12 protein-coding genes are annotated in these 14,752 nt (G+C 70.0%); 6 read left to right on the plus strand and 6 right to left on the minus strand.

Annotated elements, in window-relative coordinates:
- Window positions 1–16 precede the first annotated feature (16 nt).
- Window positions 17–466 (minus strand): DoxX family protein, encoded by a 450-nt coding sequence (locus QF035_RS23580; protein WP_269652209.1) that lies wholly within the window; start codon window positions 464–466, stop codon window positions 17–19.
- Between the two features lie 209 nt (window positions 467–675).
- Between QF035_RS23580 and QF035_RS23585 the strand changes: the two genes are divergently transcribed.
- The 4 genes from QF035_RS23585 (at window position 676) to QF035_RS23600 (ending at window position 6,445) form a co-directional block, all read left to right on the plus strand.
- Window positions 676–1,881 carry a flavin-containing monooxygenase gene (locus QF035_RS23585; protein ID WP_307522525.1) on the plus strand — a complete coding sequence of 402 codons (1,206 nt, stop codon included), beginning with the start codon at window positions 676–678 and terminating at the stop codon, window positions 1,879–1,881.
- A gap of 374 nt (window positions 1,882–2,255) precedes the next feature.
- Window positions 2,256–4,481 carry an acetate--CoA ligase family protein gene (locus QF035_RS23590; protein ID WP_307522526.1) on the plus strand — a complete coding sequence of 742 codons (2,226 nt, stop codon included), beginning with the start codon at window positions 2,256–2,258 and terminating at the stop codon, window positions 4,479–4,481.
- A 502-nt stretch (window positions 4,482–4,983) separates the two neighbouring features.
- Window positions 4,984–5,763 carry an enoyl-CoA hydratase/isomerase family protein gene (locus QF035_RS23595; RefSeq protein ID WP_307522527.1) on the plus strand — a complete coding sequence of 260 codons (780 nt, stop codon included), beginning with the start codon at window positions 4,984–4,986 and terminating at the stop codon, window positions 5,761–5,763.
- Window positions 5,764–5,824: 61 nt separating this feature from the next.
- Window positions 5,825–6,445: a flavin reductase family protein gene (locus QF035_RS23600; RefSeq protein ID WP_307522528.1), complete on the plus strand. Its 621-nt coding sequence runs from the start codon at window positions 5,825–5,827 to the stop codon at window positions 6,443–6,445.
- A 25-nt stretch (window positions 6,446–6,470) separates the two neighbouring features.
- Here QF035_RS23600 and QF035_RS23605 read toward each other — a convergent pair whose 3' ends face one another.
- A complete protein-coding gene (locus tag QF035_RS23605) occupies window positions 6,471–7,784 on the minus strand; it encodes an MFS transporter (RefSeq protein WP_307522530.1) in 1,314 nt (437 codons plus the stop codon).
- A 71-nt stretch (window positions 7,785–7,855) separates the two neighbouring features.
- Between QF035_RS23605 and QF035_RS23610 the strand changes: the two genes are divergently transcribed.
- Window positions 7,856–8,836 (plus strand): GlxA family transcriptional regulator, encoded by a 981-nt coding sequence (locus QF035_RS23610; RefSeq protein ID WP_307522532.1) that lies wholly within the window; start codon window positions 7,856–7,858, stop codon window positions 8,834–8,836.
- Between the two features lie 153 nt (window positions 8,837–8,989).
- On the opposite strand, the gene QF035_RS23615 is transcribed toward QF035_RS23610, so the two are convergent.
- From QF035_RS23615 to QF035_RS23625, 3 genes are all read right to left on the minus strand, one after another.
- Window positions 8,990–10,039, minus strand: coding sequence for a Zn-dependent alcohol dehydrogenase (locus tag QF035_RS23615; RefSeq protein ID WP_307522533.1), 1,050 nt, complete (start codon window positions 10,037–10,039; stop codon window positions 8,990–8,992).
- Window positions 10,040–10,072: 33 nt separating this feature from the next.
- Entirely contained in the window at window positions 10,073–11,233 is a 1,161-nt protein-coding gene (locus QF035_RS23620) for an acyl-CoA dehydrogenase family protein (protein WP_307522534.1), read from the minus strand.
- Window positions 11,234–11,328: 95 nt separating this feature from the next.
- Window positions 11,329–12,237: an SDR family NAD(P)-dependent oxidoreductase gene (locus tag QF035_RS23625; RefSeq protein ID WP_307522535.1), complete on the minus strand. Its 909-nt coding sequence runs from the start codon at window positions 12,235–12,237 to the stop codon at window positions 11,329–11,331.
- Window positions 12,238–12,333: 96 nt separating this feature from the next.
- On the opposite strand from QF035_RS23625, the gene QF035_RS23630 reads away from it, so the two are divergent.
- Window positions 12,334–13,260 carry a cyclase family protein gene (locus tag QF035_RS23630; RefSeq protein ID WP_307522536.1) on the plus strand — a complete coding sequence of 309 codons (927 nt, stop codon included), beginning with the start codon at window positions 12,334–12,336 and terminating at the stop codon, window positions 13,258–13,260.
- Between the two features lie 539 nt (window positions 13,261–13,799).
- Here the strand turns inward: QF035_RS23630 and QF035_RS23635 are convergent.
- Window positions 13,800–14,294, minus strand: coding sequence for an ATP-binding protein (locus QF035_RS23635; RefSeq protein WP_307531368.1), 495 nt, complete (start codon window positions 14,292–14,294; stop codon window positions 13,800–13,802).
- Window positions 14,295–14,752 lie beyond the last annotated feature (458 nt).

Here is a 14,752-nt window from a genome sequence, read left to right on the forward strand (position 1 = left end):
CGAAGTACCCCGGCCATCAGAAGAAGCCCACCGCGCTGTCCAGCGACCACGTCTGCCAGGACATCGCGAAGAGTGCGACCAGGGAGATCAGCGCCATCATCGCGTTCTGCCCCTGCTCGGCCCAGTCGTGGATCATCAGCACGAGGTAGAGGAGGTTGAGGAGCAGCCCGCCGACCAGGGCGATCGGGGTCAGGAAGCCGACGACCAGGCCGAGCCCGAGGGCGAGCTCCGCGTACACGACGACGTACGCCATCGTGCGCGGCCGCGGCGCGACCACCGTGTCGAAGCCGCTGCGCACCGCGTTCCACCGGTGCTTGGCCGCGACGTCCGACGCCCACGCGATTCCGGTCCCGCGCTCGAACCAGCCCTTTTTGTCCTTGTGCCGCCAGCTCTCCAGCCACCACAGCCCGAGCCCGATACGGAGCACGGCGACCCATTCCGCCCCGGTGAGCCAGATCGTGTCCATGAACTCCCCTGCCGCCGAACGGGATCTGACGGTACGTCAGTTCAGCGTACGGACGGCGTACACGCAAGAGCCGCGTCTCACCAAGCCCCCACAACCAGACGCTCTACGCCACGAGCCCCACGCACTCCTCCTACAGTCGTGATCAATCCGCAACCAATTCCGGGCTTGACCGAGACCCATCAAGTGACCACATGAATACGCTCTGGCACATGGCCGACTCCACAGCGCCCGCGGACTCCGCGGCACAGCCCCCCGCCGACCGCCCCGTGTACGTCATCGGCGGCGGCCCGGGCGGTCTCGCGGCGGCGCACGCGCTGCGCGCGCAGGGCGTACGCGCCGTCGTGCTCGAAAAGTCCGAGCGCGTCGGGGCGTCCTGGCGACGGCACTACGACCGGCTCCATCTGCACACCACGCGGCGGCTGTCCGGGCTGCCCGGCCTGCCGATGCCGCGCTCGTTCGGGCGGTGGGTGTCGCGCGACAACGTGGTGCGGTACCTGGAGAAGTACGCCGAGTACCACGAGCTGGAGATCGTCACCGGTGTCGAGGTCTCCCGCGTGGAGCCCTCCGCCGACGGCACCGGCTGGCTGCTGCACGCCACCGGCGGGCGCGAGCTGACCGGCAGCGCGGTCGTCGTCGCCACCGGCTACAACCACACACCGCACGTGCCGGACTGGCCCGGCCGGGACGCCTTCAAGGGCGAACTCCTGCACGCGGGCGAGTACCGCAACCCCGGCCCCTACGCCGGACGTGACGTCCTCGTCGTCGGGGTCGGCAACACCGGTGCCGAGATCGCCGTCGACCTCGTCGAGGGCGGCGCCTCGCGCGTACGGCTCTCGGTGCGGACCGCGCCGCACATCGTGCGCCGGTCGACGGCCGGCTGGGCGGCCCAGTTCACCGGCATCCTCTGCCGACGGCTGCCGGTCGGCCTCGTGGACCGGATGGCCGGGCCGCTGGCCAAGGTCAGCGTGCCCGACCTGTCGGCGCAGGGGCTGCCGCGACCCGACACCGGGCTGTACTCCCGCGTGAACGAGGGCGCCATCCCCGTGCAGGACGTCGGCCTGATCGACGCCGTCCGCAAGGGCCGCGTCGAGGTCGTGCCCGCGGTCGACGGCTTCGAGGACGGCAAGGTCGTCCTCGCGAACGGCGACCGCGTCGGCCCGGACGTCGTGATCGCCGCGACCGGTTACGTCCGCGCCCTGGAGGCTCTCGTCGGCCACCTCGACGTGCTGGACGCGCGCGGCAAGCCGGTCGTGCACGGGGCCTACTGCCCTGACAATGCCCGCGGCCTCTTCTTCAGCGGCTACGTCAATCCCATCAGCGGCATGCTCCGCGAACTCGCCCTCGACGCCGAGAAGATCGCGAGAACGATCGCCCGAGACAGGGACCACAGACACCCGTCCCGCATCACAGGCTGAGCCCGCGCCCCAGAGGGGGCACAGTCTTGCGGAGGCACGGGGAGGCGCGATCCCTGGGCGCGCGGGGAACGGCGCAGCCTTCTGGGGGCGCGGGGAACTGCGCAATCCTTTAGGGGCGCGGGGCTGCATCGATTTGCGGCTCCGCCGCGATGCCCCCCGCTCGTGCGAAGCCGAGAGCGGGGGAGCGACCAGCCCCCACCGCCCCCGCAACCAAAGACCCGCCCTCCCAACAGAGTTCCCCCACACCCCCCACCGGGTACAAACCCTGTGCTCGCCACAACTTCTTTGCGTGCAGACCCGTTCCTGACGAGCCGTCAGTTAAGTAATCTGACACTGCGTCAGTTATTGGCAGCCACACAGGAGCGGGCGGACCGATGCTTGGATCAACCCACGGCACCCTCACCACCGACTCCCGCCGGGCCCGAGTCATCGCCTGCGGCGAGCAACCGGCCCCTGCCGTGCACGGCAGGCCCGCCGCCACCGACGACCTCGACGTCAGCGGCCGGCCGCTGTACGCCGGCGTACCCGATCTGGACCGCTTCTTCCGCCCCGAACGCGTGGCTGTCGTCGGCGCCTCGGACGCCGAGGGACGGCCGAACACCGGCATCACCAAGCAACTGCTCGCCTGGTCCGAGCGGGTCGGCGCGCGGCTGTACCCGGTGCATCCGACGCGTGAGTCGGTCTTCGGCATTCCGTGCGTCGCCGCTGTCGGGGATCTGCCCGAAGAGGTCGACCTGGCCGTGCTGCTGGTCTCCGATCCGCTGCCCGTGATCGAGGAACTCGCCGAGACCAAGGTGAAGTTCGCGGTCGCGTTCGCCTCCGGGTTCGCCGAGACGGGCGCGGAGGGCGCTGCTGCGCAGGCCCGGCTGGCCGCCGCTGTGGAGCGCTCCGGGCTGCGGCTGCTCGGGCCGAACACCAACCTGAACGCCTTCGAGAAGTTCCGCGACGACCTGGACGGGCCTGCGATCGCGCTGATCACCCAGTCCGGACACCAGGGGCGGCCCGTCTTCACCATGCAGGAGCTCGGCGTACGGCTCTCGCACTGGGCGCCCACCGGCAACGAGGCCGACCTGGAGAGCGCCGACTTCATCTCCTACTTCGCCGAGCAGCCGGAAGTCGGCGCCATCGCCTGCTACGTCGAGGGGCTGAAGGACGGGCGGTCCTTCCTGCTCGCCGCGGACCGGGCGGCGCGGCGCGGGGTGCCGGTGGTGGCGGTGAAGGTCGGCCGCACCGAGACCGGCGCCCGTACGGCCGCCTCGCACACCGGCAAACTGACCGGCGCCGACGCGGTGGTCGACGCGGCGATGCGGCAGTACGGCGTGATCCGCGTCGACGGCCTCGACGAACTCCAGGACACGGCCGCGTTGTTGGCGCGTGCCCGCCCCCCGTCCGCCGACGGTGTTGTCGTCTACTCGATCTCGGGCGGCACGGGTGCGCACTTCTCGGACCTCGCGACGGAGGCGGGACTGTCGCTCCCCAGGTTGTCGCCCGGCAAGCAGGCCGAGTTGCACGAGTGGATCCCCGAGTACCTGGACGTGTCCAATCCCGTCGACAACGGCGGGCATCCGGTGGGCGACTGGCGCGGTCGGAAGATCATCGACGCGATCCTGGCGGACCCGGCGGTGGGAGTGCTGATCTGTCCGATCACGGGCCCCTTCCCGCCGATGAGCGACAAGCTGGCGCGGGACCTGGTGGAGGCGGCGGAGGAAACGGACAAGCTGGTGTGTGTGGTGTGGGGTTCGCCGGTCGGCACGGAGGCCGCGTACCGGGAGACGCTGCTCGGATCGTCGCGGGTGGCCACCTTCCGTACGTTCTCGAACTGCATCACTGCGGTGCGGGCCCATCTTGAGCACGCGCGGTTCTCGTCGTTCTACCGCTCGCCGTTCGACGAGGCGCCGCGTACGTCGTCCCCCTCGTTCCGCAAGGCGCAGGCGTTGATGCGGCCGGGGCAGCAGTTGAGCGAGCACGCGGCGAAGCAGTTGTTGCGGGCGTACGGGATTCGCGTGCCGCGGGAGCAGTTGGTGACGAGTGCCGCGGCGTCCGTGCGGGCGGCCGGGCTCGTCGGCTATCCCGTGGTGATGAAGGCATCCGGTGCGCAGCTCGCGCACAAGACCGAACTCGGTCTGGTGAAGATCGGGTTGACCTCTGCGAGTCAGGTGCGCGACGCGTATCGCGACCTGACCGACATCGCGCGGTACGAGGATGTGCCGCTCGACGGGGTGCTGGTGTGCCAGATGGTCGAGCCCGGGGTCGAGATGGTCGTGGGGGTCACGCAGGACGCGCTGTTCGGGCCGACGGTGACGGTGGGGCTGGGTGGGGTGCTCGTGGAGGTGCTGCGGGACACGGCGGTGGGGGTGCCGCCGTTCGGGGAGGATCAGGCTCGGTCGATGCTTTCTGAGCTCCGCGGGCGAGCGCTTCTGGACGGCGTGCGGGGGCGTCCTCCGGCGGACCTCGACGCGCTCGTCGAGGTGGTCCTCCGTGTCCAGCGCATGGCCCTCGAACTGGACGGGGAGCTCTCCGAGCTGGACATCAATCCGCTGATGGTGCTGCCTCGGGGGCAGGGGGCGGTTGCGCTGGACGCGTTGGCTGTGTGCCGTTGAGTTCTGCCTGCGGGTTGTTTGTGGCTGATCGCGCAGTTCCCCGCGCCCCTAAAGACGCGCCTGCCGTTTGTCGTCCGGTCGGGGCCGCGACGGGGCATCCGATCGCAGCTGTGTCATCCCGCACCGATCGGTTGCCCATCAGAGGTCGTGCTGCGATCGGAAACCCCGACACGACCCCTTCGGCCGGAGGGCGACTGCCGGAGGGTGGGGGCGGGCCCCTTCAGGGGCGCGGGGAACTGCGCGACCAGCCACAACGCACCCGCACGTACGCACCAACCTCAAGCACGCTCTCTTAAGGGGCGCGGGGAACGGCGCGATCTTGTGGCTTTCAGGGGCGCGAGGAACTGCGCGACCAGCCCCCACCGGGCCGGCAGCCAACAGACGGCCGCAAGCCCCACCCCCTAGGGGCGCGGGGAACTGCGCAGTCTTTTAGGGGCGCGGGGAACTGCGCGATCAGCCACACGCGACCCGCACTCACCCACAACCGGATCGGACCACCCCCTTGATACTCCACACCACCACCAACCACGTCTCATGGATCACCCTCAACCGCCCAGAAGCCATGAACGCCCTCACCCCGGACCAGCGCGACCACCTGATCCGGCTGTTCGAGGAGGCCTCCGCGGACCCGGACGTAAGGGCGGTCGTCATCACGGCAACAGGCCGAGGCTTCTGCGCAGGCGCAGACCTCCGAGGCGGCGGCCCACCAACAGACCGAGTCGCCGGAGACGTCGCACGAGTGATCCGCCAGGGCGCCCAACGCCTGATCACCGCGATCCTCGACTGCGAGAAACCGGTGATCGCGGCGGTGAACGGCACCGCGGCAGGAATAGGCGCCCACCTCGCCTACGCCTGCGACCTGGTCATAGCCGCCGAATCGGCAAGATTCATCGAGGTGTTCGTACGACGAGGCCTCGTCCCGGACGGCGCCGGCGCCTACCTCCTCCCCCGCCTGATAGGCCCCCAGCGGGCAAAGGAGCTGATGTTCTTCGGCGACGCCCTGACGGCCGCGGACGCGGAACGCCTCGGGCTCGTCAACAGGGTCGTAGCGGATGGCGAGTTGGAGAAGGCGGCCCGTACCTGGGCCGAACGCCTCGCCGCCGGACCCACCCGCTCGATCGCCCTCACCAAGCAACTGGTGAACGCGTCCCTGGACACCGACCGGGCCACCGCCCTCACCGCAGAGGCCACCGCGCAGGAGATCAACATGACGACGGCGGACGCACAGGAGGGAGTGACGTCGTTCGTGGAGCGCAGGGGACCGGAGTTCCACGGCCGCTGAGCCTCGCGTTCGTGAGTAACTCTTCCAATCTGACACTCCGTCAGCTTCAATGGAAGATGTGATGGGACACGCAGGGATGGCCGCCGCGGCGGTCCGCTACCTCAGGTCGGCCGGAGCCCCGGACACCGCGGGCCGGGTCGAACCGCTCCCACGCCCGGACCTGCGCGCGGTCGGCGACGACGAACGCGCACCGATCGACCCGGTCGAATTCCGCCGCGTACTGGGCAACTTCGCGACGGGCGTGACCGTCGTGACCGCACCGGCGGGTGAGGGAGAGTCGGCAGGACCGGCCGGCTTCGCCTGTCAGTCCTTCTCCGCGCTGTCCCTCGACCCGCCGCTGATCGCGTTCATGGTCGCGCGTACGTCGACGACCTGGCCCCGCATCGCCCGCGCGGGCGTCTTCTGCGTGAACGTCCTGGGCACCCACCAGGGCGACCTGTGCCGCGGCTTCGCGGTGAGCGGCGCCGACAAGTTCGCCGGGGTCGCCCACGACCCGGCCCCGGTCTCCGGGTCACCGCGCCTCGCCGGCGCCCCCGCCTGGATCGACTGCACGATCCACGCCGTCCACACGGGCGGCGACCACCTGATCGTGGTGGGCAGGGTGGACGCCCTGGGCACGGCGGACGGCGACGGCTCGCCCCTGCTGTTCCACCGCGGACGGTTCGGCCGCCTCACCGACTGAGGCCGGGTGCCGGTCCCGTACGCGTTCAGGCGAGTACCGCCACCGGCCGCCGCCGGATCACCAACGCCATCAGCGCCGCCGCGGCGCACAGCGCGCCCGAGGCGTACCACATGACGTCGTACGAGCCGAAGGTGTCGCGGGCGACGCCGCCGAGGAAGGCGACGAGGGCGGCGCCGACCTGGTGGGAGGCGAGGACCCAGCCGAAGACGATGGCGCTGTCGTCGCCGTAGTGCTCGCGGCACAGGGCGATGGTGGGCGGGACCGTGGCGACCCAGTCGAGACCGTAGAAGATGATGAAGAAGATCATCGGCGGGTGGACCGAGGGGGCCAGCAGAAGGGGGAGGAAGAGGAGGGAGATGCCGCGCAGGGCGTAGTAGACCGCCAGCAGACGGCGTGGGTCGAAGCGGTCCGTGAACCAGCCGGAGGCGATCGTGCCGATGACGTCGAAGACGCCGATGACCGCGAGCAGCGAGGCGGCCGCCGTGATCGGCATGCCGTGGTCGTGGGAGGCGGGCACGAAGTGCGTCTGGATCAGGCCGTTGGTCGAGGCCCCGCAGATCGCGAACGTTCCGGCGAGCAGCCAGAACGGGCCGATGCGCGCGGCCGAGAAGAGGACCTTCACCGTGCGTCGTGCCGCACCGGGCACGGGTGGCGGCTTCTCGACGAACTCCGTTGCGCCGTACGGCTTCAGGCCCACGTCCGCCGGGTGGTCGCGCAGCAGCAGCCATACGAAGGGGACGACCGCGAGGGCGGCCAGGGCGACGGTGACGGCCGCCGGACGCCAGTCGTGCTCCTCGACGATCCAGGAAAGGACGGGCAGGAAGATCAGCTGGCCGGAGGCCGAGGCCGCGGTGAGGATGCCCGTGACCAGGCCGCGCCGCTCGGTGAACCAGCGGTTCGTGACGGTGGCGGCGAAGGCGAGCGCCATCGAGCCCGATCCGAGCCCGACCAGCAGGCCCCAGCACAGCAGCAGCTGCCACGCGGTCGTCATCCACACCGTCGCGCCGGAACCGACTGCGATCACGATCAGGGCGGCGGCAACCACCCGGCGGATGCCGAACCGGTCCATCAGCGCTGCGGCGAACGGCGCCGTGAGCCCGTACAGCGCGAGGTTGACGGAGACCGCGAGCCCGATCGTGCCGCGCGACCAGTGGAACTCCTCGTGCAGCGGGTCGATCAGCAGCCCCGGCAGCGAACGGAAGGCGGCGGCCCCGATGATCGTCACGAACGTCACGGCGGCGACGAACCAGGCCCGGTGAATCCGCCGACGGCGCCTGCCGGGCACGGAGTCCTGAAGGGCAGCGGCCCCAGTGGCTGCGGCATCGGTTGTCTGTGTCACGTCATAGAGCTTCCGGCCTGCGGACTCTCCGAACGAGTGGCCAGAAGGACAGCATTCGCTAGAATCGGGCCATGGGTACGCAGACCCCCTTCCAGCCCCACCGCATCGTCGTCCTCGCCCTGGACGGTCTCCTCCCCTTCGAGCTGGGCATCCCGCAGCGGATCTTCGGCCGCGCCAAGGACGCCGAGGGCCGCCGTCTGTACGAGGTGGTGACCTGCTCGATCCGGCCGCCGGGCCGGGTCGAGGCGGAGGCGGACTTCTCCATCCTCGTGGAGAACGGCCCTGAGGCCCTCGCCACCGCCGACACGGTCGTCATTCCGGCCTCGTACGAGCTCGGCCCGGTGCACGACGAGGGCGTACTCACGGACGAGCTGGCCGCGGCCCTCGCGCTGATCCGGCCGGGCACGCGGCTCGTCTCCATCTGCACGGGCGGGTACGTTCTCGCCGCCGCCGGGTACCTCGACGGCCGCCCGGCGACCACGCACTGGGCGTCCGCCGAGCACTTCCAGCGGCTCTTCCCGAAGGTGCGGGTGGACGCGGACGTGCTGTTCATCGACGACGGCGACGTGCTGACGTCCGCCGGGGTCGCGGCCGGGATCGACCTGTGCATCCACATCGTGCGCCGGGATCACGGCACGGCGGTCGCCAACGAGGTGGCCCGGCGTACGGTCGTGCCGCCGCACCGTGACGGCGGGCAGGCGCAGTACATCCAACGCCCTGTCCCCGAGCCGCAGTTGGCGTCCACGACCGCGGCTCGTGCCTGGGCGCTGGCGCGTCTGCACGAACCGATCCAACTGCGGGACATGGCCGAGCAGGAGTCCATGTCGGTACGCACCTTCACCCGCCGCTTCCGCGAGGAGGCCGGCATCAGCGCCGGCCAGTGGCTCACCCAGCAACGCGTCGAACGCGCCCGCCACCTCCTGGAATCCACCGACCTCTCCATCGACCAGATCGCCCACGCCTCAGGCTTCGGCACCCCCCAGTCAATGCGCCAACACCTCCAATCAACCTTGGGCGTAACCCCCACGACTTACCGACGAACATTCCGCTGACCAACGGTTTTTAGGGGCGCGGGGAACTGCGCAGTATTTAGCCTCTCCGGCGTTTGAGGAGCGGGGGTTCGGGGGCGGAGCCCCTGAGGAAGTGACGGGATTGGGTAGGGGCGGCGGGGGCGAAAACCGCCTCCGGCGACACGGCGACACGGCTCAGAACGTAAGAACAGCCCGGGCAACCCGCCCGGCCCCCGCATCGGCCGCAGCCTTCTCGAAGTCCTCCACCGGATACGTCTCCGTCACCAACTCGTCCAACAACAACCGCCCCTCGCGATACAACTCCGCGTACAACGCGATATCCCGCTGAGGCCGAGAAGACCCATACCGACACCCAAGAATCGACTTGTCCAAGTACATCGACGAGACGAGAAAGGACGCCTCGGCCGTAGCAGGCGGAACACCGAGCAACACCGCCTGCCCATGCCGATCGAGAAGGTCAACGGCCTGCCGGACCAACTCCACCCGCCCCACACACTCGAAGGCATGATCGGCACCCGTGGGAAGAACCTCCCGCACCCCCTCCGTCGAAGACAGAAAGTGCGTAGCCCCGAACCGCCGAGCCACCCCCTCCTTCGCCGGATTCGAATCCACGGCCACCACAGTCAGCGCCCCGGCGATCCGCGCCCCCTGAATCACGTTGAGCCCGATCCCCCCGGTACCGATGACGACCACGCTGTCCCCGCGATCCACCCGCGCCCGGTTGAGCACGGCCCCGACCCCGGTCAGCACCCCGCACCCGATGAGCGCGGCGGAGGTCAGCGGAATGTCCTCGGGAATCCGCACGGCCTGCACGGCCTTCACCAACGTCCGTTCCGCGAAGGCGGAGTTGGACGCGAACTGGTACAACGACTGCCCCGCCCGCGTGAACGGCCGCTGCGGCATCCCGATGGCCTTGCGGCACATGGTGGGCCGCCCCCGGTCGCACTCGGCGCAGGTCCCACAGTTCGCGAGTGTGGACAGGGAGACATGGTCCCCGGGCTGGACATGGGTGACACCCACACCCACCGCCTCCACGACCCCCGCCCCCTCATGGCCGAGGACCACAGGTACGGGGAAGGGAATGGTCCCGTCCACCACAGAGAGATCGCTGTGGCACAGCCCCGCCGCGGAGATCGCCACCAGCACCTCACCCGGCCCCGGATCCCGTATCTCCAGGTCGTCGACCACCTGGGTCTGCTTGCCGTCGAAGATCACACCCCGCATGCCACACCCCTCAGACCCCGCATCGCGCCCACCTCAACCCTTCGGTTCTCTGGGAAGGCCGAGCACGCGCTCGGCGATGATCGTGCGCTGAACCTCGTCCGAACCGCCGTAGATCGTGTCGGCCCGGCTGAACAGGAACAGGTGCTGCAGCGCGTCCAGTTCGTAGGGCGCCGAGGCCGACCAGTCCGAAGGCCCCACCGCCGCCCCCGCGCCCCGCACCCGCACCGCCAGCTCCCCGAGCCGCTGATGCCACCGCCCCCACAGCAGCTTGGCCACGCTGGGAGCTCCCTGGACCTGGGCCTGGTCCGCCGAACTCCCCAGCGTCCGCAGCGCGTTCCACCGCATGACACGCAACTCGGCCCACTGACGCACGAGACAGTCCCGTACGACGGGATCGTCCGCCGCGCCCGTCGCGACGGCCGTCTCCACGACCCGCCCCAACTCCTGGGCGAAGCCGATCTGCTGGGCGAGCGTGGAGACCCCCCGCTCGAAGCCGAGCAGGCTCATCGCGACCTGCCACCCGTTGCCCTCGCCCCCGACGACGTGCTCCACGCGCGCGTGCGCCCCGTCGAAGAAGACCTCGTTGAACTCGCTCGTCCCCGTCATCTGACGAATCGGCCGGACGTCGATCCGCCCCGGCTGATCCATCGGTACGAGCAGAAAACTCAGCCCGCGATGCCGCCGCGACCCCGGTTCCGTACGCGCCAACACAAAGCACCAGTCCGCCTCATGCGCGAGCGAGGTCCAGGTCTTCTGCCCGGAGACCCGATATACCCCCGCATCGCCGTCCCGCACGGCCTCCGTACGAATCCCCGCAAGGTCCGACCCGGCCCCCGGCTCGCTGTACCCCTGACACCAGAGCTCCTCACCGGACGCGATCGCAGGCAGGAACCGGGCCTTCTGCTCCTCACTGCCATGAGCGATGAGAGTGGGCGCGAGCAGGTTCTCCCCGATGTGCCCGGTCCGGGCGGGGGCCCGGGAGCGCGCATACTCCTCGGCCCAGACAACCTGCTGGCTGAGCCCACCCAGCCGATTCCCGTACCCGCCCTCAACCCACCCGAGCCCAATCCATCCGGCTTCGCCGAGTGTCCGTTCCCAGGCTCCGCGTTCACCGGCTCCCGGAACGTGCTCGGCCAGCCAGGCACGCGCCTCGCCCCGAAACGCCGCGTCCTCCTGCGTGAACCCGAAATCCAAGGTGTCCTCCCACCGCCCCTCAAGGGGCGCGGGGAACTGCGCGACCAGCCACAGCCAACCCGCACCCGCCGACCACCTCAGCCCCTACGGCGAGCTCACTCCTTCCCGGCCGCGCGCCGCGCAGCTCGCGCCATCTCCTCCACCTGCGCAAGCAAGGGCATGGGGTCCGTCCCCACGCTCCCCGGCAGGAAGTCCGCAATCCGCTCAGGCGTCCAGGACCCCTCCGCGTACCCGGCACGGAGTTCCCTCGGCTGAGCCCACACCGCGATCTTCGGCCCGGCGATCGTGTAGACCTGCCCGGTGATCCGCTCCTCCCGCGCCCGCTCGGACAGCAGGTACACCACGAGCGCGGCCACGTCCTCGGGCTCGCCGATCTCCTTCAACTCCATCGGCACGTTCGCGGACATACGCGTACGCGCGACGGGCGCGACCGCGTTCGCGGTGACCCCGTACTTGTGGAGCCCCAGCGCGGCGCTCCGCACGAGCGAGATGATCCCGCCCTTCGCCGCGCTGTAGTTGGCCTGGGAGACGGACCCCTGGTGGTTGCCGCTGGTGAACCCGATGAGCGTCCCGGAACCCTGCCGCCGCATGATGGCGGACGCGGCCCGGAAGACGGTGAACGTGCCCTTCAGGTGGGTGGCGAGGACCGGATCCCACTCCTCCTCGGACATGTTGAAGAGCATCCGCTCGCGGAGGATCCCGGCCACGCACACGACTCCGTCGATCCGCCCGTACGTCTCCAGTGCCGTGTCGACGACCCGCCGGCCGCCCGCCATCGTCGAGATGTCGTCGGCGACGGCGATCGCGTCGCCGCCGGCCGCCTCGATCTCCTTGACCACGGCCTCGGCTATCTCGCTGGTCGGCTCCGCGCCCTCGATGGACACCCCGTAGTCGTTGACGACGACCCGTGCGCCCTCGGCCGCGGCGGCCAGCGCCACCGCGCGTCCGATGCCCCTGCCCGCCCCGGTCACGGCGACGACCTTGCCTGCCAAGAAGTTCCCCACGCCCCGGCCCCTTCCCGCAGTTTCTGACGGTCCGTTAGATTCGACTCAGATTCTACGACCCGTCAGATACCTGGAGACAAGCCCCGGGGAGCACTCATGTCGATGCCGGCCGAGTTCCACGAGATCGCCAAGCGCGTGAACAACTGGGGGCGTTGGGGCGCCGACGACGAGATCGGCACGCTCAACCTGATCACCGACGCGGTGGTGCGCGAGGCCGCCGCGACCGTACGTACGGGCCGCCGCGTCCCGCTCGCGCTCCCGCTCAGGGAGGACGGCGTGCAGACCGGGATGATCCCGGGCCGGGTGAACCCGCTGCACGCGATGGTGCAGATCAACCAGGAGCTGTTCGGGCCCGGCACGGTCGCGTGCAGCGACGACGCCGTGACCATGGGCCTCCAGGCGGCCACCCACTGGGACGCGCTGACCCATGTCTCGCACTCGGGGAAGATCTACAACGGCCGTCCCGCGACCACCGTCACGGCCCACGGCGGCGCCGAGTTCAGCGGTATCGACAAGCCCCGCCACATCGTCTCGCGCGGCATCCTCCTGGATGTGGCCCGCGCGCTCGGCAAGGACCGTCTCGACGGCGGCCACGCGGTGACCCCGGAAGACCTCGAAGCGGCCGAGGAGCTGGCCGGGACGAAGGTCCGCGCGGGCGACATCGTCCTCGTACGCACCGGCCAGATGCAGCTCTATCTGGCGGGCGACAAGCACGCGTACGCGTTCCCGTCGCCCGGGCTGTCCGTCCGCACCCCGGAGTGGTTCCACGCGCGCGATGTGGCCGCCGTCGCGAACGACACCCTCACCTTTGAGATATTTCCTCCGGAAATAGAGGACTTGTGGCTTCCGGTGCACGCTCTCGATCTGGTCGAAATGGGCATGCTCCAGGGCCAGAACTGGAATCTCGAAGAGTTGTCCACAGCCTGTGGACAACTTGGCCGCCATACGTTCCTGCTGTCGGCGATGCCCGAACCGTTCGTCGGCGCCACCGGAACCCCCGTGGCACCCGTCGCGATCCTCTGAGACACCCTGCCGACCCTGCCGACTCCGTCGACCCTGCCGGAAGAGGGTCGGCTGGCGGCGCACCTCCCCCACACTCGGCCACACCCGGGCGGGAGGGACCCCACCTCACCCCGGGCACGACACCGCGCGCCGCCATCCGGCTCCGGCGTACCCGCCCTGCTCCCGACCCTGGAGGAGCCGACGCCGATCGCGACCCACGCTCGCCAAGGGCTCCCGTCACCGGAACCCTCGCCGTCCCCTCACGGCGAATCGCTGACCACAAGCGTGATCAAACGGACACGGCCCGTCAACACCTGTTCGGCGATTAACGGCTTACGCCCCTCTTTGTGCTGTCACGGGCGGAAGCACGGTACGGCGCATCGGGCAGCACGGGGTAAGTGGGGCGCAGGCCCCGTGCTTCTGTGCTCCGCCTGGAGGTCCGGATGCCATGTGCGGGTCACTGGGGACTGGTCGTGCCCCGCGGCGGAGCCGCCAATGTCACCGCCCCGCGCCCCTGAAGGGGCACGGCCCCGCTCGCCCCCAAAGGGACAGCGGCCCGCTCAGACCACCTCGAACGCCAGGTCCCCGTACACGGCCGGAGCCGAGTCGCACGTCACCGCGATTGCCGCCGTCGCCGAACAGCGGTCCACCTCGCACCAGATGCGCTTGCCGGCGCCCTCGCTGCTCCAGCCCCAGCGGTCGGCGAGGCCGTCGACGAGGGCCAGGCCACGGCCGTTGGTCTCGTCGCCGTCCGCGCATCGGGGGCGGGGCGGGCGGGCGCTGGCATCGAGCACCTCAAGACGGACGGTGGCCACAGCCTCCGCCACGGCCCGCTCTCCGACGGTGGGCCCGGTCACGGAACTCGGCAGCAACAGCCGCAGCACGGCCGGACGGCCGGTGTGCACCACCGCGTTGGTGACCAGCTCGGAGACGAGCAGGATCAGGGTCTCGGCAAGCGGCTCATCGGCCTCTATCCCGGACCCCGCGAGCCGCGAACGGGCCCACCTCCGTGCCCGCCCCACCTCTGCGGGGTCGGGCCGGATCTCCAGCTGCACTTGAAGCACCTGCACCGCTCACACCATCCGAACCGGCGGACACATCGCCTCGCGCCTCGCAAGGGCCACGATCGTGGTCAGAAAAGGGTTCACGGAACGTGATCCCCTTAGGAGACAGCATGGTTGACGTACAGTCACCCCAACAAGCGCTTCGGGCATATTCCAGCGCGAAGGAGTACGCGTGCGGCATACTGTGCGACGCTCGTCACGGGGAGTCGAACAGGCAGGAACGGTCCTGCTTCCTGCCTCGCGAGCGGTGCGCATCGCCGGATCCGGAGTTGCCTCAGGGGCAACACCGTGATGGCTCGGCCTCAGAACCACTCGCATCCCACACAAGGTACCGGAGCACAGCTCCGACTCCAGGCCGTGACGAGTCACGCATAGGACACAACCCGATATCAACGCTCGGTAATTCCGGTATGCCACGTTCAGTGACATCCGTCCGTTCGGGCCCGTTC

The sequence above is a fragment of the Streptomyces umbrinus genome (assembly GCF_030817415.1).
GTDB classification, from domain to species: Bacteria; Actinomycetota; Actinomycetes; order Streptomycetales; family Streptomycetaceae; genus Streptomyces; species Streptomyces umbrinus_A.